The organism is Rhodoferax sp. SPJ4, from assembly GCF_058216275.1.
The window spans coordinates 775,121-795,405 of the sequence record NZ_JBYZMN010000001.1; the positions used below are offsets into that span (position 1 = coordinate 775,121).

Consider the following 20,285-nt stretch of genomic DNA (forward strand, 5'->3'; position numbering starts at 1 on the left):
CATGCTGACCCACCCCCAATTCAACCCCATCGCGCTGCAACTGGGCCCGATCGCGGTGCACTGGTACGGCCTGTCCTACCTGGCCGCGTTCGCGCTGGCCACCTGGGCCGGCCTGCGCCGCATCCGCCACCAACCTTTCGCCTCCACCAACGCGCCCCGGCCCTGGGTGGCACGCGACCTGGAAGACCTGATGTTCGCCGGCATCCTGGGCGTGATCCTGGGCGGCCGCATTGGCTACTGTCTGTTCTACAAGCCCGGTTACTACGCCAGCCACCCGCTGGAAATTTTTGCGCTGTGGCAGGGTGGCATGAGTTTCCACGGCGGGCTGCTGGGGGTGATCACGGCCATGGTCTGGTTTGCCCGCACCCGCCAGCGCACCTTCTGGCAGGTGGCCGACTACATTGCCCCCTGTGTGCCGCTGGGCCTGGCCTGTGGTCGGGTGGGCAATTTCATCAACGGCGAGCTGTGGGGCCGTTTCGCTGCGGCTGATTTGCCCTGGGCCATGGTGTTCCCGCAGAGCGGCTCCCCATTGCCGCGCCACCCCTCGCAGGTCTACCAGTTCCTGCTGGAGGGGGTGTTGCTGTTTGTGCTGCTGTGGCTGTACGCCCGCAAGCCCAGGCCCGAAGGCCGGGTGGCGGCGGCCTTCCTCATCGGCTATGGCCTGTTCCGTTTCATCGCCGAATTTTTCCGCGAGCCCGACAGCTTTCTGGGCCTGCTGGCCCTGGGCATGAGCATGGGGCAATGGCTGTGTGTGCCCATGGTGGTGTTTGGCCTGTGGCTGTGGCGCCGCGCGGCCCGCGTCACCCGCCTGGGCCCTGTCTGAAGGGGGACGCATGAGCGGAGAGGTGGTTTTTTCGCGCGACGGCGCGGTGGGCTGGCTGACGATTCACCACGCGGGCAAACGCAACGCGATGTCGCGTGCCATGTGGCGCCAGCTGCGCACGCTGGCGCTGGCCTTGCCACAGACGCCAGGGTTGCGCTGTGTGGTGCTGCGCGGCGCCGACGGCCATTTCTGCGCCGGTGGCGACATTTCCGAGTACCCGGACTTTCGCTTCAGCGAGGCCGGCCTGCGCGACTTCCATGAGAACGACGTCTGGGGCGGTCTGCAGGCCTTGCTGGACTGTGACCTGCCGCTGGTGGCACAGATCGCCGGCGTTTGCATGGGCGCCGGCATGGAGCTGGCCAGCTGCTGTGACCTGCGCATCGCTGGCGTGTCCGCCCGCTTTGGCGCGCCGATTGCCAAGCTCGGTTTCCCGATGGCGCCGCGCGAGGCCGCGCTGGTGGCCGCCGCGGCCGGCGCGCTCACCGCCCGCGAGATGCTGCTGGAGGCCGCGGTGCTGGACGCTGCCGAGATGAAGGCGCGCGGCTTTCTGAACCGGCTGCGGCCCGACGACCAGGTGGCGGCCGAAGCCGAGGCCACGGCCCAGCGCATCGCCGCGCTGGCGCCCCAGGCCGCACGGCTCAACAAGCAGGCTTTTCGGGCCCTCAATCCGGCGCCGGACACCGAACTGGCCGTGCTGCTGGCCAGCGCCTACCGTTACGCCGACAGCGCCGAACACCGCGAAGGCATTGCCGCCTTCACAGAAAAACGCCCACCCCGCTTCTCCACGCCATGAACGCTTCTGCCAGCGACAACCTCTATGCCGCCCTGCGTGCGGCCTTCCCGGCCGACCTCGACGCGGTGGCTGTGGAAACCGACCGCGGCCTGGCCTACAGCTGGCGCGACCTGGAGCGTGGCAGCGCCATGCTGGCCAATTTGTTCACCTCGCTGGGCGTGGCGCCCGGCGCCCGGGTGGCGGTGCAGGTGGACAAATCGGTCGAGGCCCTGGTGCTCTACCTGGCGAGCTTGCGTGCCGGCCTGGTGTTTCTGCCGCTCAACACCGCCTACCAGGGCGGCGAGATGGCTTATTTCATTGGCAACGCCGAGCCCGAGGTGGTGGTGTGCAGCGGGCGCAACTTCGGCTGGGTCAGCAAGCTGGCCTTCCAGGCCGGCGTGCGCCATGTGTTCACACTCAACGACGACCGCAGCGGCACGCTGCTGCAGCGCGCCGCCCATTGCGCCGACCAGCACACCGTGGTGCCGCGCCAGGCCGACGACCTGGCCGCCATTTTGTACACCAGCGGCACCACCGGCCGCAGCAAGGGCGCGATGCTGTCGCACGGCAATTTGCTGAGCAACGCCCAGGTGCTGAAAACCTTCTGGGGTTGGCGGGCTGGCGACGTGCTGGTTCATGCCTTGCCCATCTTCCACGTGCACGGCCTGTTTGTCGCCATCCACGGTGCGCTGCTTAATGGCAGCCCCATGCTGTGGTGCGCCAAGTTCGAGCCCCAGACCGTGCTGCAGATGCTGCCGCGCGCCACGGTCTTCATGGGGGTGCCCACGCTGTACGTGCGGCTGCTGCAGGAGCCAGGGCTGACCCGCGAAGCGGTGGCCAACATGCGGCTGTTCATTTCCGGATCGGCGCCGCTGCTGATCGAGACCTTCACCGAGTGGCAACGCCGCACCGGTCACACCATCCTGGAGCGCTACGGCATGAGCGAAACCGCGATGCTCACTTCCAACCCCTGGGCCGGCGGCGAGCGCCGTGGCGGCACGGTGGGGCCGGCCCTGCCCGGCGTGGACCTGCGGGTGGTGGGTGAGGGCGGGGCGCCCTGCGCGGTGGGTGAGATCGGTGGCATCGAGGTCCGGGGCCCCAATGTCTTCCAGGGCTATTGGCGCATGCCGGAGAAAACCGCCGAGGAGTTCACCGCCGACGGTTATTTCAAGACCGGCGATGTGGGCAAGGTCGACACCGACGGTTACGTCACCATCGTTGGCCGCAGCAAGGACCTGATCATCAGCGGTGGCTACAACGTCTACCCGGCCGAGATCGAGGCCGTGCTCAACGAGATGCCCGGCGTGGCCGAGAGCGCGGTGGTGGGTGTGCCGCATCCGGACTTCGGCGAGGTGGGCGTGGCGGTGGTGATCGCCAAGCCCGGCGCGCGGCTGTCACCCGATGCCATGCTGGCCAGCCTGAAGGCCCAGCTGGCCAACTTCAAGATTCCCAAGCGCTGTGTGGTGGTGGCCGAGCTGCCACGCAACACCATGGGCAAGGTGCAGAAAAACCTGCTGCGCGAACAGCACAAGGGGCTGTTCGCCTGAGGCCTCAGAGCGAGGCCAGGCCCTTCCACAGCATGTAGGCCGCCAGCAGGTAGAGGATGCTGGCAAACACCCGTTTGAGTTTTTTCACCGGCAGCTTGTGCGCCAGGCGGGCGCCCACCGGCGCGGTGAACACGCTGCCGCTGGCGATCACCACCAGCGCCGGCAGCCAGATGTAGCCAAACGAATAGGCCGGCAGGTCTTGCACGCCCTGGCCGCTGACGATGTAGCCCACCACGTTGGCCAGTGCGATCGGAAAACCCAGCGCCGCGCTGGTGGCCACCGCGTTGTGGATGGCGACGTTGCACCAGGTCATGAAGGGCACGCTGACAAAGCCGCCGCCGGCCCCCACCAGCCCCGACAGAAAACCAATGAAGCCGCCCGCCGCCAGCTGGCCGGGCACACCGGGCATCTGCCGGGTGGGCGCCGGTTTTTTGTCCAGAAACATCTGGGTCGCCGAGAAGCTGACAAAGACCGCAAAAAACAGCGCCAGCCACGAGCCTTTGAGGATGGCGAACACCCCCAGGCTGCCGACCATGCTGCCGATCACGATGCCTGGCGCCAGGCCCTTGACCAGGTCCCAGCGCACCGCACCGCGCTGGTGGTGGGCGCGCACGCTGGAGATGGAGGTGAACAGAATCGTGGCCATGGAGGTGGCAATCGCCATCTTCACCGACAGGTCGGGGGCCACGCCGCGGCCCGACAGGATGAGGGTGATGAAGGGCACCATCAGCATGCCGCCGCCAATGCCCAGCAGGCCGGCCAGCAGGCCCGTGCCCAGGCCCAGCGCGGCCAGTTCAACAATCAACAGCGGTTCGAGTGGCATGGGGGTGTGTCCAAAAACAGCACGGGCGGCCACCAGAGCCGCCCGCAGGGAAGAGGTGCTTGCGGCCGCCACCAGACCGTCATCCTGAACCGGGGTTCAGGTGGGCGAGGGCAGCCCCACATCGGGTTCATCTGACGCGAGATGATCACACCAGTCGGGCGATGTACCAAGTCCGTGCTCTAAGAGCATTGGTTCAAGGAAATATAAAGCCCGGCAGCACCGCAAGCGTTGCCATTGTAGGCCGCAGGCTGGGGCTTGGGGGCGTGAAGGAATACCGCCGCGACGGGCGGCAAGGGGGCGGTTTACAGCAGCCGGCCGTCGTCGCCCAGCACGTCGTCGAGCCGGCGCACCAGCGCGGTCAGACGCGGGTCATGGGCTTGTTCGGCCGAACTGGCAACCGGCATGGCCGGCACCGGTGCGGGCACGTCAAAGGCCAGGTTCAGCGCCGCCAGCACCGCGATGCGGTCACGCGCCTTGACCTTGCCGGCGTCGCGGATCTTGCACATCGCCGTGTCGACCCGCTCCACCGCCTCCAGCAGCCGGCCTTCGCCGCCCTCGGGGCAGCCGAGCAGATAGCTCTGGCCCATGATCTGCACTTCCAACTGCTTCATGCGCGGGCCCTCATTCGTCGGATTTTTGCGCCGCTTCGGGCAGGCGCTCCAGCAGCGCTTCCACCCGCTGGCGGGCCGCGTTCAAACGCGACTGCAGCGAGTCGCGCTCGTGGGTGACCTGGTCCAGCCGGGCGGTCAGCAAGGCGTTGGTGCGCTGCAGTTCCTCGTGGCGAACCAGCAGACGGTCCACCCGCTCGGCGATCTGGTCAATGGGCGATGATTCCGGCATATCGGCGCCATTCTAGGGTGAGGCCGGATTTTGCGACTTAAAATGCAGGGGTTGGTGCTCGCAGTGTGGTTCTCGCGCTGCAGTTCAACGGGAAGCAGGAGGGCCGCCCACGCGGTGGCCTAACCTGCGCTGCCCCCGCAACGGTAAGCAGACGAACCGGCCCTGGTCTCAGGCGCCGTTCAGCATTCATCCAGGCCACTGGTCGCCGGTGTTTCCACACCGGCTCTGGGAAGGCGATGCGTGCAAGTCCGCCAGCCCGGATACCGGCCAACACGGTGGTGGTGTGTGCAACTGCGCGCGCCATCGTGACGCCCATGCACCGGCGGGGAAGCCGGTGAGGGCACTTGTCTCATTGGTTTCTCATGAACTTCGCAGTCATTCCCTTTCGGCGCGCCGCGCTGTCCCTGGCGCTGGGCGTTGCCTTGCCGTCTTTTGCCCAATCCCTGCCCGACGGCACGCTGCTGGCCCAGGCCTCCGATCGCCGGCTGGCCGAGACCGTGGTCACCGCCACCCGAGCCCCCACCCGCACCAACGAGGTGGTGGCCGATGTGGTGGTGATCGACCGCGAGGCCATCGAGGCCTCCACCGCCCGCAGCCTGAGTGAGCTGCTGGCCCGCAACGCCGGCCTGCAGATCAGTTCCAACGGTGGCCTGGGCAAGAACTCCAGCGTCTTCATCCGCGGCACCGAAAGCCGCCACACCATTCTGCTGATCGACGGCGTGCGCTACGGCTCGGCCACCACCGGCGCGCCCAATTTCGACAACCTGCCGGTCGAGTTGATCGACCACATCGAGGTGCTCAAGGGCCCGGCCTCGGCGCTCTACGGCAGCGAGGGGGTGGGCGGCGTGGTGCAGGTGTTCACCCGCCGCGGCGCCACCGGTTTCTCGCCTTATGCCTCGGTCACCGTGGGCAGCGAGGGCCACTCCGAATTGGGCGCCGGCGTGTCCGGCGGCCAGGGCGGCTGGCGCTACGCGCTGGGGGTGCAAGGCCTTTATGACAAGGGCTTCTCGTCGACCAACCCCCATGTGCAGTTCGGCAATTACAACCCCGACCGCGACGGCCTGCGGCAGGACTCGCTGACCGCCTCGGTCAGCCACCAGTTCAATGCCGACTGGAGCGCCAGCGGCACGCTGCTGGCCACCGACGGCGTGTCGCGGCTGGACGACGGCCCCGGCCGCGATGCCCGCACCGCCATCCGCTCGCAGCTGGCCAGCCTGGGCCTGAAGGGCCGCATCAGCCCCGGCTGGCAGACCGAGCTGCGCACCAGCACCAGCGCCGACAAGTCCGAGTCCATCGTGGCGTCCTTTCCTGGCCGTTTCAACACCCGGCAAAACGAACTGAGCTGGCAGAACAACGTGGCCACGCCGCTGGGTCTGGCGCTGCTGGGTCTGGAGCGGCGCGACCAGAAGGTCGACAGCACCACGGTCTACACCGTCACCGAGCGCACCATCACCTCCGGCTTTGTCGGTCTCAATGGCAGCGCCGCTGGCCACAGCTGGCAGGCCAACCTGCGGCGCGACCAGAACTCGCAGTTCGGCGACAACAACACCTATTTCCTGGGCTATGGCTACCAGTTCGCGCCGGCCTGGCGGGCGCTGGTGTCGCATGGCACCAGCTTTGTGGCGCCGTCGTTCAACCAGCTGTATTTCCCCAACTTCGGCAACCCCAACCTGCAGCCCGAGCGGGGCCGCAACACCGATGTGGGCGTGAGCTACACCCAGGGCGAGCAGCAGATCAAGCTGGTGCGCTTTGACAACAAGATCCGCGGCTTCATCAGCAACACCACCATCGCGTCCAACATTCCGCGCGCCCGCATCGACGGCTGGACCCTGTCCTACGACGACCGCGCCGGCAACCTGCAATGGCACACTGCGCTCGACCTGCTGGACCCGCGCAACGAGCTCACCGGCAAGCAGTTGCCGCGCCGCGCCGAACACCAGCTCAACGCCGGGGCCGACTACCGCATGGGGGCCTGGCAGTTCGGCGCCACGCTGCTGACCGTGGGCCAGCGCTTTGACGACGCGGCCAACACCCCGGCGCGTGCGCTGGGCAGCTACACCACGGTGGACCTCAGCGTGGGCTACACGCTGAGCCCGGAGTGGAAGCTGCAGGCGGTGCTGAACAACCTGACCGACCGCACCTATGAGACTGCCTATGGCTACAACCAGTCGGGCCGTGCGGCCTACCTGACCGTGCGCTACACACCCAAGTAAGGCGCACCCATGAGCCGCTCTGCCACCTGTCCCGCGCTGCTGGTGGGGGCACCCGCCTCCGGCCAGGGCAAGACCACCGTGACCGCCGCGCTGGCGCGGCTGCATGCCCGCCAGGGCCGGCGGGTGCGGGTCTTCAAGTGCGGGCCCGACTTTCTGGACCCGCACTGGCTGGCCCTGGCCAGCGGTGCGCCGGTGCACCAGCTCGATTTGTGGATGACCGGCGAGGCCGACTGCCGGGCCCGGCTGGCTGCCGCCGCGCAGGAAGCCGACCTGCTGGTCATCGAAGGCGTGATGGGTTTGTTCGACGGCGAGCCCAGCGCGGCCGACCTGGCCCAGCGCTTCGGCTTGCCGGTGCTGGCGGTGGTTGACGCCTCGGCCATGGCCGGCACCTTTGGCGCGCTGGCCTGGGGCCTGCAGCATTACCGGCCCGGCCTGTGCTGGGCCGGTGTGCTGGCCAACCGGGTGGCTGGCGAGCGCCATGCCGACATGCTTCGGGTCAGCCTGCGCGAGCCTGAACACTGGCTGGGCGCCTTGCCCCGCCAGACTGATTTTTCGCTGCCCGAACGCCACCTGGGCCTGGTCACCACCACCGACGTGGGCGACGCGCTGGCCCGGCTGGACGCCGCTGCCGACGCCTTGGCCAGCACCCCGCTGGGGCAGATGACGCCGGCCGACCTGCAGCGCTGGCGGGTGGACTTCCCCGCGCCGGAAGGCCAGCCCGTGCCGGGCACGCCGCTGCGAGGCCAGACCATCGCCGTGGCCCGCGACGCGGCCTTTTGTTTTGTCTACGATGCCAACCTGGACACCTTGCGCGCCCTCGGCGCCGAACTGGTGTTTTTCTCGCCGCTGCGTGATGCCGCGCTGCCACCCTGCGACGCCCTGTGGCTGCCCGGTGGCTACCCCGAGCTGCACGCGGCCACCCTGGCCGCCAACCACGCCTTGCGCGACAGCCTGCAGGCCCATGTGACCGCAGCCAAACCGGTGTGGGCCGAATGCGGCGGCATGATGGCCTTGTTCGAGCACCTGCACGATGGCGACGGCCAGACCCATGCGGTCTGGGGCCTTCTGCCCGGCGAGGTGAGGCTGCAAAAACGCCTGGCCGCGCTGGGGCCGCAACAGCTGGCCCTGCCTGCCGGCACGCTGCGCGGCCACACCTTCCATTACTCGACCTGCGAGACCCCGTTGCCGGTGCTGGCCCGCACCACACCGGCGCGCCGTGCCGGCCCTGGCGAAGCGGTGTACGCCCATGGCAGCATCCGGGCCAGTTACTTCCATGCCTGGTTCGCGTCCGACCCGGTCGCCGCGGCCAGCCTGTTTCTTCCACAAGGACCGCCCGCATGAGCACCCGTTTTGACTTTCCCCGCGGCCCGCAGCGCATCGTCTGCCTGACCGAAGAAACCACCGAATGGCTTTACCTGCTGGGCGAAGAGGCGCGCATCGTGGGCATCTCGGGCTACACCGTGCGGCCGCGCCGGGCCCGTGATGAAAAACCCAAGGTCAGCGCCTTCCTCAGCGCCAAGATCGACAAGATTTTGGCGCTGCAGCCCGACTGCGTGTTCGGCTTTTCCGACCTGCAGGCCGACATCGCCTCGGCGCTGATCCGCCATGGCATCCAGGTCACGGTGTTCAACCAGCGCAGCGTGGCGGAAATCTTCGCCATGTTGTACCAGGTGGCGGCCATGGTGGGCCAGGCCGACAAGGGCCTGGCGCTGGTGGACGGCATGCGTCAGCAACTGACCGCCATTCAGGACGCGGCGGCCGCGTTGCCACGCCGGCCGCGCATCTTCTTCGAGGAATGGGACGAGCCCCACATCAGCGCGATCGCCTGGGTCTCGGAGCTGATGGGCATCGCTGGCGGCGACGACTGTTTCCCCGAACTGGCCAAGGAATCGCTGGGCAAAAACCGCATCATCGCCAGCGGGAATGAGATCGTGCGCCGCGCGCCCGACATCGTCATCGGCTCCTGGTGCGGCAAGAAATTCCGCCCCGAGAAGGTCGCGGCCCGGTCCGGCTGGCAAGACGTGCCGGCGGTGAAGCACAACCAGCTGTTCGAGATCAAGTCGGCCGACATCTTGCAGCCGGGGCCAGCGGCCTTGACCGACGGCGTGGCACAACTGCACAAGATCATCATGGCCTGGAGCCGAGATGTTGCCCCCACGCTCGGCACTGGCGTGTCCTCGCTGCCCCCCGAGGGGGCCGTCCGCGCCTTGGGGCGGCCCGGCGTCGCGGGGTCCGAGGCATGAGTGGAACGACAGTGGCCCAAAGTGAATTCATCCTCGGCGGCCAGCGCAGCGGCAAGTCGCGCCGCGCCGAAGAGTTGGCGCGGGCCTGGCTGGCCGCCGACCCGGCACACCAGGCTGCGCTGATCGCCACCGCCCAGCCCTGGGACGACGAGATGCGCGAACGCATTGCCCGCCACCAGCAAGACCGCGCCGAACGTGTGCCTGGCATGGCCACGCTGGAGGCGCCGCTGCAGCTGGCCCAGGCCATCGCCCAACACAGCCGGCCCGAGCGCCTGCTGGTGGTCGACTGTCTGACGCTGTGGCTCACCAACTGGCGCATGCCGGCCGCCGGTGCGCCGCTGGCCGACGAGGCCGATGCCATCACCGGCTTGCTGGACGTGTTGGCCCAGGCCCCCGGCCCGCTGGTGCTGGTGGGCAACGAGATCGGCCTGGGTGTGATTCCCATGGGGCGCGAGGTGCGCGCCTTTGTCGACGCCCTGGGCCGGCTCAACCAGGCGGTGGCGCAGCGCTGCCACCGCGTCACCCTGATGGCGGCCGGCCTGCCGCTGACACTGAAGGATTCCGCATGAAACACCTCTGGCTGGCGCTGCTGAGCGCCTTCGCACTCAATGCCATGGCGCTGGACATCACCGACGACCGCGGTGTGAGCGTGCATTTCGACAAATCGCCGCAGCGCATCGTCAGCCTGCTGCCCTCGCTGACCGAAAGCGTCTGCGAGCTGGGCCAATGCCAGCGGCTGATCGGTGTGGACCGCTATTCCAACTGGCCGGCGTTTGTGAAAACCCTGCCGCTGGTCGGTGGCGGGCTGGACCCCAACATCGAGGCGGTGCTGGCCCTCAAGCCCGACGTGGTGCTGCTGGCCACCGCCTCGCGCGCCAGCGCCCGGCTGGAGGCCCTGGGCCTGAAGGTGGTGGCGCTGGAACCCAAAACCCATGCCGACGTGCAGCGGGTGCTGGGCAAGCTGGGCGAGCTGCTGGAGGTGCCCGACGCCATGCGGGTCTGGCGCGTCATCGACGCCAGCGTGTCGGCCGCCGCCCAGTCGCTGCCGGCCCGCGTCAAAGCCACCCGGGTCTACTTCGAGGTCAACCGCGCGCCCTATGGCGCCGGCACCTCGTCCTTCATCGGCGAAACCCTCACCCGGCTGGGGGTGAAGAACATCATCCCGCCCGAACTGGGGCCCTTCCCCAAACTCAACCCCGAGTTCGTGGTGCGCGCCAACCCCGACCTGATCATGGTCGGCGCCCGCAACTTCCAGGGCCTGACGCAGCGCCCGGGCTGGGAGCGCATCCACGCGGTGCGTGACAAACGCATCTGTGTGTTTCCCATTGACCAGTCCGACGTGCTGGTGCGCCCCGGCCCGCGCATGGCCGAGGCTGCCCGCATCATGGCCCAGTGCCTGAATGACAAAGCCGGCGACAAGGCCGGCTGAGCGGAGACATGGCGATGAATCTGAGCGCTTCCGACCTGCGCCCCTTTGTGCCCGCGAAAGACTTTGCGTTGTCGCGCCGCTTCTACGCCGCGCTGGGCTGGCGCGAGGCCTATGCCGATGAGGCCTTGGCCTTGTTCGAGCTGGGCGACATGCGGTTTTACCTGCAGGCCTACCACGTGCAGCAATGGGCCGACAACTGCATGCTGCATGTCTCGGTGGCCGACGCCCAAGCCTGGCACGACCATGTGACGGCGGTGCTGGCCAGTGGTGAATTCCCCGGCGCCCGCGTCGCGCCGCCCAAGGCCCAGCCCTATGGCGCCACCGTGACCCATGTCTGGGACCCGTCGGGCGTGTTGCTGCACCTGGCGCAATGGGACCGGCCATGACGGCGCCGTTGACACAGCACCGCGCCCAGTGGCTGGTGCTGGCCCTGGTGGCGGTGGGCGGCCTGCTGCTGGCGGTGGGCGCCGGCGTGGGCAGCACCGGTTTCCAGAGCGTGCTGAACGCCTGGTCCGACCCGCTGGCCTGGCAGATCGTGATGGAGATCCGGCTGCCGCGCACGCTGGGCGCCTGGCTGGCCGGGGCCTTGCTGGGCCTGGCCGGTGCGGTGGCCCAGGGCCTGTTCCGCAACCCGCTGGCCGACCCCTATTTGCTGGGCAGTGCCTCGGGCGCCTCACTGGGCGTGGCGGTGGCGCTGCTGCTGTGGGGCGTGTCGGCGGCGGCCACACCCTGGCTGGTGCGGCTGGGCCTGACCGGCGCGGCCTTTGTCGGCGCGGTCGGCGGCGTGCTGTTCACGCTGGTGCTGGCGCGCGGCGTGCAGCACACGCTGCGGCTGTTGCTGGCCGGCGTGGTGGTGGGCTTTGTGCTGGGCGCGGTGAAGGAATTGATCGGCCTGGCCGCGCCCGACATCCTGTCGGCCATGCAGGCCTTCAACCTGGGCAGCACCGGCTTTGTGGGCTGGAGCGCCTGTGTGCTGATGGGCGTGGTCTGGCTGCTGTGCCAGACCGGCGCCTGGGGGCTGTCGCGGGTGCTGGACGCGCTGTCGCTGGGCGAGGCCACGGCCCACAGCCTGGGTCTGCCGCTGGCGCCGCTGCGTGGCCTGCTGGTGCTGCTGCTGGCGCTGGCCACCGGCACCGCGGTGGCCCAAACCGGGCTGATCGCCTTTGTCGGCCTGGCCGCACCGCATCTGGCGCGCAGTCTGGTCAAAACCACCCACGCCTGGCTGCTGGTGCTGGCCAGCCTGATGGGCGGCGCCCTGCTGTTGGCGGCCGACATCCTGGCCCGCTGGGTGCTGGCGCCGCAGGAGCTGCCGGTGGGCATCCTCACCGCGGTGCTGGGCGGCGGCTATTTGCTGGTGCTGATGCACCGGCGCAGCGGCCGGGGAGGGGGGCTGTGAGCCACTCTGCACAAGTCAGCGCACTGCGCACCCATGACCTGCGGGTCAAGATGGGCCCCTGCGAGGTGTTGCACGGCATCAGCCTGAGCCTGCCGGCAGCCCGCTGGACCAGCATCGTCGGCCCCAACGGCGCCGGCAAATCCACCCTGCTCAAGGGCATCGCCGGCCTGCTGCCGTCCACCGGCAGCGTCTGGCTCAACGAACGCCCCTGGCACGACTGGCCGGCCCGGCCACGGGCCCGGGTGCTGTCCTGGCTGGGCCAGAACGAGGCCGCCGCCGACGACCTGCGAGTCTACGACGTCGCCATGCTGGGCCGGCTGCCCCACCAGGCCTGGCTGGCCGCCCCCGGCCCGGAAGACCATGCCGCGGTGGAGCAGGCGCTGCGCACCACCCAGGCCTGGGACTGGCGCGAACGCCCGCTGGGCCAACTGTCTGGTGGCGAGCGCCAGCGGGTGCTGCTGGCCCGTGCGCTGGCGGTGCAGGCCGAGGTGCTGCTGATGGACGAGCCGCTGGCCAACCTCGACCCACCCCACCAGGCCGACTGGCTGCACACCGTGCGTGCGCTGGTGGCCGAGGGCAAGACCGTGGTCAGCGTGCTGCACGAGCTGTCGCTGGCGCTGCAGGCCGACGATGTGCTGGTGATGGCGCGCGGCCGCGTCCAGCATTTCGGCCCCAGCGGCGACGTCGCCACCCATGCCGCGCTGGTCGAGGTGTTCGAGCAGCGCATTGCCATCCACGCACTGGCCGGCCAATGGGTGGCCGTGCCCCGCCTGTGATATTTTTTGAGACAAGACCGCTATGCATATCGAAACCCCACCCGCCAGCAAACCCTACGAGAAGCCCGAGGGAGAACGCCGCGGCATCGTCATCGTCAACACCGGCGACGGCAAGGGCAAAAGCACCGCCGCCTTCGGCCTGGCGCTGCGCGCCCATGGCCGTGGCAAGGCGGTGAAGATTTACCAGTTCATGAAGGTGCCCAGCGCGCGTTTTGGCGAGCACCGGATGTTCGAGCAGATCGGCCTGCCCATCGAAGGATTGGGCGATGGGTTCTCGTGGAAAAGCCAGGACCTGGAGCACTCGGCCCAGCTGGCACGCGACGGCTGGCAAAAGGCCAAGGCGGCCATCCTCGGCGGTGAGTTGTTCCTGGTCGTTCTGGACGAGATCACCTACCCGTTGATCTACGGCTGGCTGCCGTTGGACGATGTGCTGGCCACGCTGCGCGAGCGGCCCAAGCAGGTGCATGTCTGCCTGACCGGCCGGCGCTGCCCGCCCGAGATCATCGAGCTGGCCGACACGGTGACCGAGATGACCAAGGTCAAGCACGCCTTCAACGCCGGCATCCCGGCGCAGCGCGGCATCGAGGACTGAGTGACCACCGTCGCCAGCCAGCCCTTCACGCCCGCCGAGGCGGCGGCGGTCTACCGCGCCATCGCCGAGCGGCGCGACATGCGGCATTTCAGCGGCGGTGCGGTGGCGCCCGAGGTGCTGCTGCGCCTGCTGCGTGCCGCGCACCAGGGCCCCAGCGTGGGCTTCATGCAGCCCTGGCGTTTTCTGCGCATCACCGATGCGGCGTTGCGCCAGCGGCTGTTCGAGGGCGTGGAGGCCGAGCGGGTGCTGACCGCCCGGGCCCTGGGCCAGCGTGAAGACGAGTTCATGGCACTCAAGGTCCATGGTGTGCTGGACGCCGCCGAACTGCTGGTGGTGGCGCTGGCCGACGGGCGCGAGGCGCATCTGTTCGGCCGCCGCACCTTGCCGCAGATGGACTTGGCGTCCACCGCCTGCGCCATCCAGAACCTGTGGCTGGCCGCCCGCGCCGAGGGTTTGGGCATGGGCTGGGTGTCTTTGTTCGACCCGGCCGAGGTGGGCCGGCTGCTGGCCCTGCCACAAGGCGCCGAGCCGGTGGCCTTGCTGTGCCTGGGCCCGGTGGACGGCTACTACGACCAGCCCATGCTGCAGCAGCAGGGCTGGGCCCGCCGCGCGCCGCTGTCGGCGGTGCTCTTCGACAACCAGTGGGGCCAGCCAGCCCAGGGCCTGGGGGAGATCGATGCTGTTTGAGTGGGTGCCCGTGGTCGCGACGCTGGCGGTGCTGTTGGGCGCGCTGCTGATCGACCGCCTGTGGGGCGAGCCGCCGGCCGCCATCCACCCGGTGGTGGCCATGGGCCAGTACCTGGGCGCGCTGGGGCCGCGTTTGCTGAGTGCCCGGCCCGCCGTGGCCTTTGTCTGCGGCGCCCTGGCCTGGGGCCTGGGCGCGCTGGGCGTGGGCGCGCTGGCCTGGTGGCTGCAGCAGGCGGTGTGGGCTGAAATGCCGGTCTGGCTGGCGGTGCCGGTGCTGGCGCTGCTGCTCAAGCCGCTGCTGGCCTGGCGCATGCTGCGTGATGAGGTGGCGGCGGTGGAGGGGGGCTTGAGCGAGTCGCTGGCCGCCGGGCGGCAGCGGCTGTCGCGCATCGTCAGCCGCGACACCGCGTCACTCACCGAGACCGAGGTGCGCGAGAGCGCCATCGAAACCCTGGCCGAAAACCTCAACGACTCGGTGGTGGCACCGGTGTTCTGGTTTGTGCTGCTGGGCCTGCCCGGCGCGGCGGTCTACCGCTTCGCCAACACCGCCGACGCGATGTGGGGCTACCGCGGCCGCTGGGAATGGGCGGGCAAATGGGCGGCCTGGGCCGACGACGCGCTGTCCTGGTTTCCAGCCCGCCTCACGGCCTTGTTGCTGTGGGCTGTGGCCGGTGCCCAGCGCCCGGCCTGGGGCCCGCTGGCGGTGGAGGCCGGTCGCACCGCCTCGCCCAACAGCGGCTGGCCCATGGCGGCCATGGCGCTGGCGCTGCGGGTGCGGTTGGGCAAGCCGGGGGTGTATGTGCTGAACGCGGCCGGCCAGGCGCCGCAAGCGGCCGACACCGTGCGCGCCCTGTGCCTGGCGGGCCAGGTGCTGCCCCCGCTGCTGGCCGTGGCGGCGCTGGCCCTGGCCGGCCTGGCGATCGAAGGCAGGCCCCATGGCTGAGACCCTCCCCACCGCGCTGCGGGTGCATGGCGGCAACGACCTGCTGGGCCAGCCGGCCATCGATTTCTCCAGCAACGCCAATGCCTGTGGCCCCTGCCCAGCCACCGTGCAGGCGCTGGCCCAGGTCGATCCCAGCCGTTACCCCGAGTCGGGCTACCTCACGCTGCGCCGGCAGCTGGCCAATTTCCACGGCGTGGCCATGGACCGCATTGCCATCGCCGCCAGCGGCAGCGAGTTCATCACCCGCATCACCGCGCTGACCGCGCTGGACCGCCCCGGCGCTGTGTGGCTGCCGCCGCACAGCTACGCCGACTACCGCGCCGCCGCCCAGGCCCAGGGCCTGCCACTGGCCGACGTGCCGGAAGAGGCCGCATTGCTCTGGTGTTGTGACCCCAGCAGCCCGCTGGGCCAGCCCGATGCGCTGCTGCCCCGGCTGCATGAACTCCCCGGCACCGTGGTGCTGGACCGGGCCTACGAGCCGCTGCGCCTGGCCGGCCACAGCCTGCTGGACGCCGAGGGTCTGGACCGCGTCTGGCAGCTGTGGACCCCCAACAAGGTGCTGGGCCTGCCTGGCATCCGCGGCGCCTATGCCATCGCCCCACGCGGCGCCCAGGCCCAGGTGCAGCGGTTGCAGCAACTGGCCGCGTCCTGGCTGCTGGGCGCGCATGGCCTGGCCATGCTGACCTCTTGGGTCAACGCCGACACCCAGGCCTGGGTGGCCGAGGGCCGGGTGACACTGTCGGCCTGGAAAACCCCGCAAGCCGCGCTGTGTACCGCACTGGGTTTCGAACTGCTGCCCAGCCAGGCCAATTTCTTCACCGCACGCCTGCCCGGCGCCGACGACCCCGCTGCGCTCAGCCGCCGGCTGGACCGGTTGCGCCTGGCCGGTGTCAAATTGCGCGACGCCAGCTCCTTTGGCCTGCCCGGCCATGCCCGGCTGAGCGTCCAGTCCCCCGAATCTCAACAGGCGCTGCGCGACGCGTGGCTGGCCACCGCATGAACCCTGACAACCCAAGAGCCCGTGCCGTGATGGTGCTGGGCACCACCAGTGGCGCCGGCAAAAGCTGGCTCACCACCGCGCTGTGCCGCTGGTACGCGCGCCAAGGCCTCAGGGTGGCGCCGTACAAGGCGCAGAACATGAGCAACAACGCAAGAGTTGTTGCCCCCACGCTCGGCACGGATGTGTCCTCGCTGCCCCCCGAGGGGGCCGCGTTGGGCCTTGGGGCGGCCCGGCGCCCCAACCTCGGCGGCGAGATCGGCAGCGCCCAGTATTTCCAGGCCCTGGCTGCCATGGCCGTGCCCGACGTGCGCATGAACCCCTTGCTGCTCAAGCCCGAGGCCGACACCCGCAGCCAGGTGGTGTTGATGGGCCAGGTCGACGAGGCCTTGTCGCGCATGGCTTGGCGCGGCCGCAGCGCCTCGGTCTGGCCGGTGGTGGCGCAGGCGCTGGACGAACTGATGGCCGAGAACGACGTGGTGGTGATCGAGGGCGCGGGCTCGCCGGCCGAGATCAACCTCAAAGACAGCGACATCGTCAACATGCGTACCGCGTTGCATGCCAACGCCCGCTGCCTGCTGGTGACCGACATCGACCGTGGCGGCGCCTTCGCCCATTTGTACGGCACCTGGGCCCTGCTGCCGCCCGAGGAGCAGGCGCTGATCCACGGCTTTGTGCTGAACAAGTTCCGTGGCGACGCGGCGCTGCTGGCGCCCGGGCCCCAGATGCTGCAAGACCTGACCGGCGTGCCCACCGTGGCCACCTTGCCGATGTGGTGGCAGCACGGCCTGCCCGAGGAAGACGGTGTGTTTGACGACCGCACCACCGCCGCCGGCCGCGCGGTGCACACCACCATCGCCATCGTCGCCTACCCCCGCATCAGCAACCTCGACGAGTTCCAGCCGCTGAAAAACATCCCCGGCGTGCGGGTGAAATGGGTGCGCAGCCCGGCCGAGCTGGCCGGGGCCGACTGGGTGGTGTTGCCCGGCTCCAAACACACCAGCGGCGACCTGGCCTGGCTGCGTGCGCAGGGGCTGGACCAGGCGGTGGTCGACCATGCCCAACGCGGCGGCCGGCTGCTGGGGGTGTGCGGCGGCCTGCAGATGCTGGGCGAGGCCCTGGTGGACCCTCACGGCATCGACGGCAACGGCCCTGGCCTGGGCCTGCTGCCACTGGCCACGGTGTTCGAGGCCGACAAGACGGTGCGCCACTGGCAAGGTGCTTTCGGTCAGCTCACCGGCCCTTGGGCCCCGTTGTCGGGCGTGGCCGCGGCCGGCTACGAAATCCACCACGGCCAGACCGCCCAGCACCCGGCCATGGCCGCCGCCGGCGACATCGCCCGCGAGGTGTTGCCCGGCCTGGGCTGGCAGAACGCCGCCGGCAACGTGCTGGGCGTCTATGTGCACGGCCTGTTCGAAGACCCGCAGGTGCTGACCGCGCTGTTCGGCGCCGACGCGCCCCGGCTGGACACCGTGTTCGACGGCCTGGCCGATTTCATCCACACCCACATGGGGCTCCAGCTGCTCCAGGACCTGATCCGTCCCTGATGCCATGACCACACCCACGCTGCCCCTGGCCGACCTGTACCAACCCGCGCTGGCCCAGCGCCTGCAGTTCTTGCTGGACAACAAAACCAAGCCGCTGGGCGCGCTGGGCCGGCTGGAGGCGCTGGCCGAGCGCCTGGGCCTGATTCTGGGCACCGAGGCGCCGGCGCTGGTGGCGCCGCAGCTGGTGGTGTTTGCCGGCGACCACGGCCTGGCCGCGCGCGGCGTGTCGGCCTACCCCAGCGACGTGACCTGGCAGATGGTGGAGAACTTTCTGGCCGGTGGCGCGGCGGTGAGTGTGCTGGCCCGCCAGCATGGCTTGGCGTTGACCGTGGTCGACTGTGGTGTGGCCCATGACTTCGCGCCCCGGCCCGGCCTGCGCAATCTGAAAGTGGCGCCCGGCACCGCCGACGCGCTGGACGGCCCGGCCATGAGCGCCGCCCAATGCCGGCAGGCCATGGACAACGGCGCCGCCCTGGTGCGCGAGCTGCCCGGCAATGTGCTGCTGCTGGGCGAGATGGGCATAGGCAACACCTCGGCGGCATCGCTGCTGCTGGCCCGGCTGGCCGGCCTGGACATTGCCGAGGTCACAGGCGCTGGCACCGGCCTGGACGCCGAGGCCATCATTCGCAAGACCGCCATCCTGCGCCAGGTGCTGGCCCGCCACGAGCAGGCCCAGGCACCGCTGGACGCGCTGGCGGCGCTGGGCGGTTTCGAGATCGCCACCATGGTGGGCGCGGTGCTGCAGGCCGCGGCCGAGCGCCGGGTGCTGCTGGTGGACGGTTTCATTGCCGGCGCCGCGGTGCTGGTGGCCAGCCGGCTGGCGCCGCCGGTGCTGCAGCGCTGCGTGTTTGCCCACCGCTCGGGGGAACGTGGCCACACGCTGATGCTGGACTTTCTGGCCGCCGAGCCGTTGCTGGACCTGCACCTGCGGCTGGGCGAGGGCTCGGGCGCGGCGCTGGCCTGGCCGCTGCTGGTGTCGGCCTGCGCCATCCTGCGCGAGATGGCCAGCTTCGATGCCGCCGGTGTGTCGCGCAGCGAGGCCGAGGCCACCACGCCATGAAAACCCTGGCGGGCCTGGTGCGCCACTACCTGCTGGCGCTGCAGTTCTTCACCCGCATTCCGGTCACCGGCCGGCTGGCCGACTGGGTGGGTTTCAGCCCGGCCATGCTGCTGGCCAGCGCCGCGCATTTTCCCGGCGTGGGCTGGCTGGTGGGCGGGCTCAGCGCCGGTCTGTTCGCCTTGCTGATGGCCGGCCTGCCGGCCTTGCCCGCCGCACCCTGGGTGGCGGCGGCAGTGACCACCATCTTCAGCGTGCTGCTCACCGGTGCCTTTCACGAAGACGGCCTGGCCGACCTGGCCGATGGCCTGGGCGGCAGCCTGGACCGCGAGCGCGCGCTCGACATCATGAAAGACTCGCGCATCGGCAGCTACGGCGCGCTGGCCCTGGTGCTGGCCGGCCTTGCCAAGGTGGCGCTGCTGGCGCTGCTGGGCCAGCACAGCGTGGCCCTGGTCTGCGCGGCGCTGTTTGGCGCCCATGTGAGCTCGCGCACCGCGCCGCTGTGGCTGGTGCACCGCCTGGCCCATGTGGGCGACACTGCCCGCTCCAAGAGCAAGCCGCTGGCCGACAGCATCGGCGCACCCGGCCTGGCCGTGGCGCTGCTGTGGTGGGGCGGGGCCATGGCCTTGCTGTGGTGGTGGTTGCCCGGTGCGCCCTGGCTGCAGGCCGTGCTGGGGGCGCTGCTGGGCCTGGCCTGGATGCACCGGCTGCTGCAGCGGCGTTTGCAGGGCTTCACCGGCGACGGCCTGGGCGCGACCCAGCAGGTCTGCGAAGCCGCCTTCTACCTCGGGCTGGCCCTGGGCCTGGGCGCGGCGGCCGCATGAGGCTGTGGCTGCTGCGCCATGCGGCGGTGCTGGCCGCGCCCGGCCTGTGCTACGGCGCCACCGACCTGCCGGCCGACCCTGCGCTCACCGCCCAGGCCGCGCAAGCGGCAGCCGCGCAACTGCCCGCCGGCCTGCCGGTCTGGGTGTCGGGCCTGCAGCGGGCGCGCCAGCTGGCCGACGCCCTGTGTGCCTTGCGGCCCGACCTGGGGCCGGCCCACACCGACGCCCGGCTCAACGAGATGAACTTCGGCCACTGGGAGCAGCAGCCCTGGGCGGCGGTACCCGAGGCCGCCTTTGACGCCTGGCTGGCCGACTTTGCCCACCACCGTTTTGGCGGCGTGGAAAGCACCCAGGGGGTGATCACCCGGGTGGCTGCGGCGCTGACCGCGTTGCAGGCCCAGGTGGGGCAGGGCGGCGAGGCGGTGTGGGTCACCCATGCCGGCGTGATCCGCGCCGCCACCTTTCTCGCCGGCGGCGGGGCCCTGCCGATCGCCGACGCCCGCCACTGGCCCACCGAGGCCCCGGCCCCCGGCGGCTGGGCGGTGCTGCAGCTGTCAGCGTGAGCAAACACAGCCCGTGGCAAAATAGGATGGTCGTGCCAGGCGTTTCCCTGTCTGGCACGCGGCGGTCGACGGTGAAACCCACCGTGCCGCTGGCACCAATCGGTGCCAGATTGGCCGCCTATGTGTCCCGCCCCCAGGCAACATGCCGGGGCGGAGGCGATGCCAGCGAAGCGCATGGCGCGCCAGGCCAGAGGTTCCCTTGTTGCCCCAACA

22 protein-coding genes and 1 riboswitch are annotated in these 20,285 nt (G+C 69.9%); of the genes, 19 read left to right on the top strand and 3 right to left on the bottom strand.

The features are described from left to right. Position 1: 1 nt before the first annotated feature. The 3 genes from lgt to AC4BAR_RS03850 are packed head-to-tail and all read left to right on the top strand — an operon-like array spanning position 2 to position 3,142. The gene (gene lgt / locus AC4BAR_RS03840) at positions 2–823 is read left to right on the top strand and encodes a prolipoprotein diacylglyceryl transferase (RefSeq protein WP_490626484.1); all 822 of its coding nucleotides are present in this window, start codon (positions 2–4) and stop codon (positions 821–823) included. A gap of 10 nt (positions 824–833) precedes the next feature. Beyond that, positions 834–1,616, top strand: coding sequence for an enoyl-CoA hydratase/isomerase family protein (locus AC4BAR_RS03845; protein WP_490626485.1), 783 nt, complete (start codon positions 834–836; stop codon positions 1,614–1,616). Beyond that, positions 1,613–3,142 carry a malonate--CoA ligase gene (locus tag AC4BAR_RS03850; RefSeq protein ID WP_490626486.1) on the top strand — a complete coding sequence of 510 codons (1,530 nt, stop codon included), beginning with the start codon at positions 1,613–1,615 and terminating at the stop codon, positions 3,140–3,142. Before AC4BAR_RS03845 ends, AC4BAR_RS03850 begins: the two co-directional genes overlap by 4 nt. Before the next feature lie 4 nt (positions 3,143–3,146). Here AC4BAR_RS03850 and AC4BAR_RS03855 read toward each other — a convergent pair whose 3' ends face one another. The 3 genes from AC4BAR_RS03855 to AC4BAR_RS03865 all read right to left on the bottom strand — a co-directional run bounded on the left by AC4BAR_RS03855 (position 3,147) and on the right by AC4BAR_RS03865 (position 4,805). Continuing rightward, positions 3,147–3,965 carry a sulfite exporter TauE/SafE family protein gene (locus tag AC4BAR_RS03855; RefSeq protein ID WP_490626487.1) on the bottom strand — a complete coding sequence of 273 codons (819 nt, stop codon included), beginning with the start codon at positions 3,963–3,965 and terminating at the stop codon, positions 3,147–3,149. A 302-nt stretch (positions 3,966–4,267) separates the two neighbouring features. Next, entirely contained in the window at positions 4,268–4,576 is a 309-nt protein-coding gene (locus AC4BAR_RS03860; RefSeq protein ID WP_490626488.1) for a cell division protein ZapA, read from the bottom strand. Between the two features lie 10 nt (positions 4,577–4,586). Next, the gene (locus tag AC4BAR_RS03865) at positions 4,587–4,805 is read right to left on the bottom strand and encodes a DUF904 domain-containing protein (RefSeq protein WP_490626489.1); all 219 of its coding nucleotides are present in this window, start codon (positions 4,803–4,805) and stop codon (positions 4,587–4,589) included. A 35-nt stretch (positions 4,806–4,840) separates the two neighbouring features. Then, positions 4,841–5,091, top strand: a riboswitch (cobalamin riboswitch). 76 nt (positions 5,092–5,167) lie between these two features. Between AC4BAR_RS03865 and AC4BAR_RS03870 the strand changes: the two genes are divergently transcribed. From AC4BAR_RS03870 to AC4BAR_RS03945, 16 genes are read left to right on the top strand one after another with little or no spacing between them, the layout of a single operon-like run. Beyond that, positions 5,168–7,018, top strand: a complete 1,851-nt coding sequence (locus AC4BAR_RS03870; protein ID WP_490626490.1) for a TonB-dependent receptor domain-containing protein — start codon at positions 5,168–5,170, stop codon at positions 7,016–7,018. Positions 7,019–7,027: 9 nt separating this feature from the next. Next, complete coding sequence (locus AC4BAR_RS03875) at positions 7,028–8,359, top strand: cobyrinic acid a,c-diamide synthase CobB (protein WP_490626491.1); 1,332 nt, start codon at positions 7,028–7,030, stop codon at positions 8,357–8,359. Further along, a complete protein-coding gene (locus tag AC4BAR_RS03880) occupies positions 8,356–9,261 on the top strand; it encodes an ABC transporter substrate-binding protein (RefSeq protein WP_490626492.1) in 906 nt (301 codons plus the stop codon). Before AC4BAR_RS03875 ends, AC4BAR_RS03880 begins: the two co-directional genes overlap by 4 nt. Next, complete coding sequence (cobU, locus tag AC4BAR_RS03885; protein ID WP_490626493.1) at positions 9,258–9,830, top strand: bifunctional adenosylcobinamide kinase/adenosylcobinamide-phosphate guanylyltransferase; 573 nt, start codon at positions 9,258–9,260, stop codon at positions 9,828–9,830. The genes AC4BAR_RS03880 and cobU overlap by 4 nt, the downstream gene beginning before the upstream one ends. Continuing rightward, on the top strand, positions 9,827–10,690 hold the full coding sequence (locus AC4BAR_RS03890) for an ABC transporter substrate-binding protein (RefSeq protein ID WP_490626494.1): 864 nt from the start codon (positions 9,827–9,829) through the stop codon (positions 10,688–10,690). Before cobU ends, AC4BAR_RS03890 begins: the two co-directional genes overlap by 4 nt. Before the next feature lie 14 nt (positions 10,691–10,704). Next, entirely contained in the window at positions 10,705–11,076 is a 372-nt protein-coding gene (locus AC4BAR_RS03895) for a VOC family protein (protein ID WP_490626495.1), read from the top strand. Further along, complete coding sequence (locus AC4BAR_RS03900) at positions 11,073–12,086, top strand: FecCD family ABC transporter permease (protein WP_490626496.1); 1,014 nt, start codon at positions 11,073–11,075, stop codon at positions 12,084–12,086. Before AC4BAR_RS03895 ends, AC4BAR_RS03900 begins: the two co-directional genes overlap by 4 nt. Positions 12,087–12,136: 50 nt before the next feature. Then, a complete protein-coding gene (locus AC4BAR_RS03905) occupies positions 12,137–12,862 on the top strand; it encodes an ABC transporter ATP-binding protein (RefSeq protein ID WP_490627186.1) in 726 nt (241 codons plus the stop codon). A 22-nt stretch (positions 12,863–12,884) separates the two neighbouring features. Further along, on the top strand, positions 12,885–13,454 hold the full coding sequence (cobO, locus tag AC4BAR_RS03910; protein ID WP_490626497.1) for a cob(I)yrinic acid a,c-diamide adenosyltransferase: 570 nt from the start codon (positions 12,885–12,887) through the stop codon (positions 13,452–13,454). Then, positions 13,455–14,141, top strand: a complete 687-nt coding sequence (gene bluB / locus AC4BAR_RS03915) for a 5,6-dimethylbenzimidazole synthase (protein WP_490626498.1) — start codon at positions 13,455–13,457, stop codon at positions 14,139–14,141. Continuing rightward, a complete protein-coding gene (gene cbiB, locus AC4BAR_RS03920; RefSeq protein WP_490626499.1) occupies positions 14,131–15,084 on the top strand; it encodes an adenosylcobinamide-phosphate synthase CbiB in 954 nt (317 codons plus the stop codon). The genes bluB and cbiB overlap by 11 nt, the downstream gene beginning before the upstream one ends. After that, a complete protein-coding gene (locus AC4BAR_RS03925; RefSeq protein WP_490626500.1) occupies positions 15,077–16,084 on the top strand; it encodes an aminotransferase class I/II-fold pyridoxal phosphate-dependent enzyme in 1,008 nt (335 codons plus the stop codon). The genes cbiB and AC4BAR_RS03925 overlap by 8 nt, the downstream gene beginning before the upstream one ends. Continuing rightward, on the top strand, positions 16,081–17,628 hold the full coding sequence (locus AC4BAR_RS03930) for a cobyric acid synthase (RefSeq protein ID WP_490626501.1): 1,548 nt from the start codon (positions 16,081–16,083) through the stop codon (positions 17,626–17,628). Before AC4BAR_RS03925 ends, AC4BAR_RS03930 begins: the two co-directional genes overlap by 4 nt. Before the next feature lie 4 nt (positions 17,629–17,632). Beyond that, positions 17,633–18,688, top strand: a complete 1,056-nt coding sequence (gene cobT, locus AC4BAR_RS03935) for a nicotinate-nucleotide--dimethylbenzimidazole phosphoribosyltransferase (protein WP_490626502.1) — start codon at positions 17,633–17,635, stop codon at positions 18,686–18,688. Then, the gene (locus tag AC4BAR_RS03940; RefSeq protein WP_490626503.1) at positions 18,685–19,509 is read left to right on the top strand and encodes an adenosylcobinamide-GDP ribazoletransferase; all 825 of its coding nucleotides are present in this window, start codon (positions 18,685–18,687) and stop codon (positions 19,507–19,509) included. Before cobT ends, AC4BAR_RS03940 begins: the two co-directional genes overlap by 4 nt. Then, positions 19,506–20,072: a histidine phosphatase family protein gene (locus AC4BAR_RS03945; protein ID WP_490626504.1), complete on the top strand. Its 567-nt coding sequence runs from the start codon at positions 19,506–19,508 to the stop codon at positions 20,070–20,072. The genes AC4BAR_RS03940 and AC4BAR_RS03945 overlap by 4 nt, the downstream gene beginning before the upstream one ends. Positions 20,073–20,285 lie beyond the last annotated feature (213 nt).

Excerpts from the sequence above, each read along its gene's own strand:
- cobU (WP_490626493.1), top strand. The coding sequence starts at position 9,258 with ATGAGTGGAACGACAGTGGCCCAAAGTGAATTCATCCTCGGCGGCCAG.
- cobO (WP_490626497.1), top strand. The coding sequence starts at position 12,885 with ATGCATATCGAAACCCCACCCGCCAGCAAACCCTACGAGAAGCCCGAG.
- AC4BAR_RS03930 (WP_490626501.1), top strand. The coding sequence starts at position 16,081 with ATGAACCCTGACAACCCAAGAGCCCGTGCCGTGATGGTGCTGGGCACC.
- AC4BAR_RS03875 (WP_490626491.1), top strand. The coding sequence starts at position 7,028 with ATGAGCCGCTCTGCCACCTGTCCCGCGCTGCTGGTGGGGGCACCCGCC.
- AC4BAR_RS03865 (WP_490626489.1), bottom strand. The coding sequence starts at position 4,805 with ATGCCGGAATCATCGCCCATTGACCAGATCGCCGAGCGGGTGGACCGT.
- cbiB (WP_490626499.1), top strand. The coding sequence starts at position 14,131 with ATGCTGTTTGAGTGGGTGCCCGTGGTCGCGACGCTGGCGGTGCTGTTG.
- AC4BAR_RS03895 (WP_490626495.1), top strand. The coding sequence starts at position 10,705 with ATGAATCTGAGCGCTTCCGACCTGCGCCCCTTTGTGCCCGCGAAAGAC.
- AC4BAR_RS03945 (WP_490626504.1), top strand. The coding sequence starts at position 19,506 with ATGAGGCTGTGGCTGCTGCGCCATGCGGCGGTGCTGGCCGCGCCCGGC.
- AC4BAR_RS03925 (WP_490626500.1), top strand. The coding sequence starts at position 15,077 with ATGGCTGAGACCCTCCCCACCGCGCTGCGGGTGCATGGCGGCAACGAC.
- AC4BAR_RS03880 (WP_490626492.1), top strand. The coding sequence starts at position 8,356 with ATGAGCACCCGTTTTGACTTTCCCCGCGGCCCGCAGCGCATCGTCTGC.
- AC4BAR_RS03850 (WP_490626486.1), top strand. The coding sequence starts at position 1,613 with ATGAACGCTTCTGCCAGCGACAACCTCTATGCCGCCCTGCGTGCGGCC.
- lgt (WP_490626484.1), top strand. The coding sequence starts at position 2 with ATGCTGACCCACCCCCAATTCAACCCCATCGCGCTGCAACTGGGCCCG.
- AC4BAR_RS03870 (WP_490626490.1), top strand. The coding sequence starts at position 5,168 with ATGAACTTCGCAGTCATTCCCTTTCGGCGCGCCGCGCTGTCCCTGGCG.
- AC4BAR_RS03845 (WP_490626485.1), top strand. The coding sequence starts at position 834 with ATGAGCGGAGAGGTGGTTTTTTCGCGCGACGGCGCGGTGGGCTGGCTG.
- AC4BAR_RS03860 (WP_490626488.1), bottom strand. The coding sequence starts at position 4,576 with ATGAAGCAGTTGGAAGTGCAGATCATGGGCCAGAGCTATCTGCTCGGC.
- cobT (WP_490626502.1), top strand. The coding sequence starts at position 17,633 with ATGACCACACCCACGCTGCCCCTGGCCGACCTGTACCAACCCGCGCTG.
- AC4BAR_RS03900 (WP_490626496.1), top strand. The coding sequence starts at position 11,073 with ATGACGGCGCCGTTGACACAGCACCGCGCCCAGTGGCTGGTGCTGGCC.
- AC4BAR_RS03940 (WP_490626503.1), top strand. The coding sequence starts at position 18,685 with ATGAAAACCCTGGCGGGCCTGGTGCGCCACTACCTGCTGGCGCTGCAG.
- AC4BAR_RS03855 (WP_490626487.1), bottom strand. The coding sequence starts at position 3,965 with ATGCCACTCGAACCGCTGTTGATTGTTGAACTGGCCGCGCTGGGCCTG.
- AC4BAR_RS03890 (WP_490626494.1), top strand. The coding sequence starts at position 9,827 with ATGAAACACCTCTGGCTGGCGCTGCTGAGCGCCTTCGCACTCAATGCC.
- AC4BAR_RS03905 (WP_490627186.1), top strand. The coding sequence starts at position 12,137 with ATGGGCCCCTGCGAGGTGTTGCACGGCATCAGCCTGAGCCTGCCGGCA.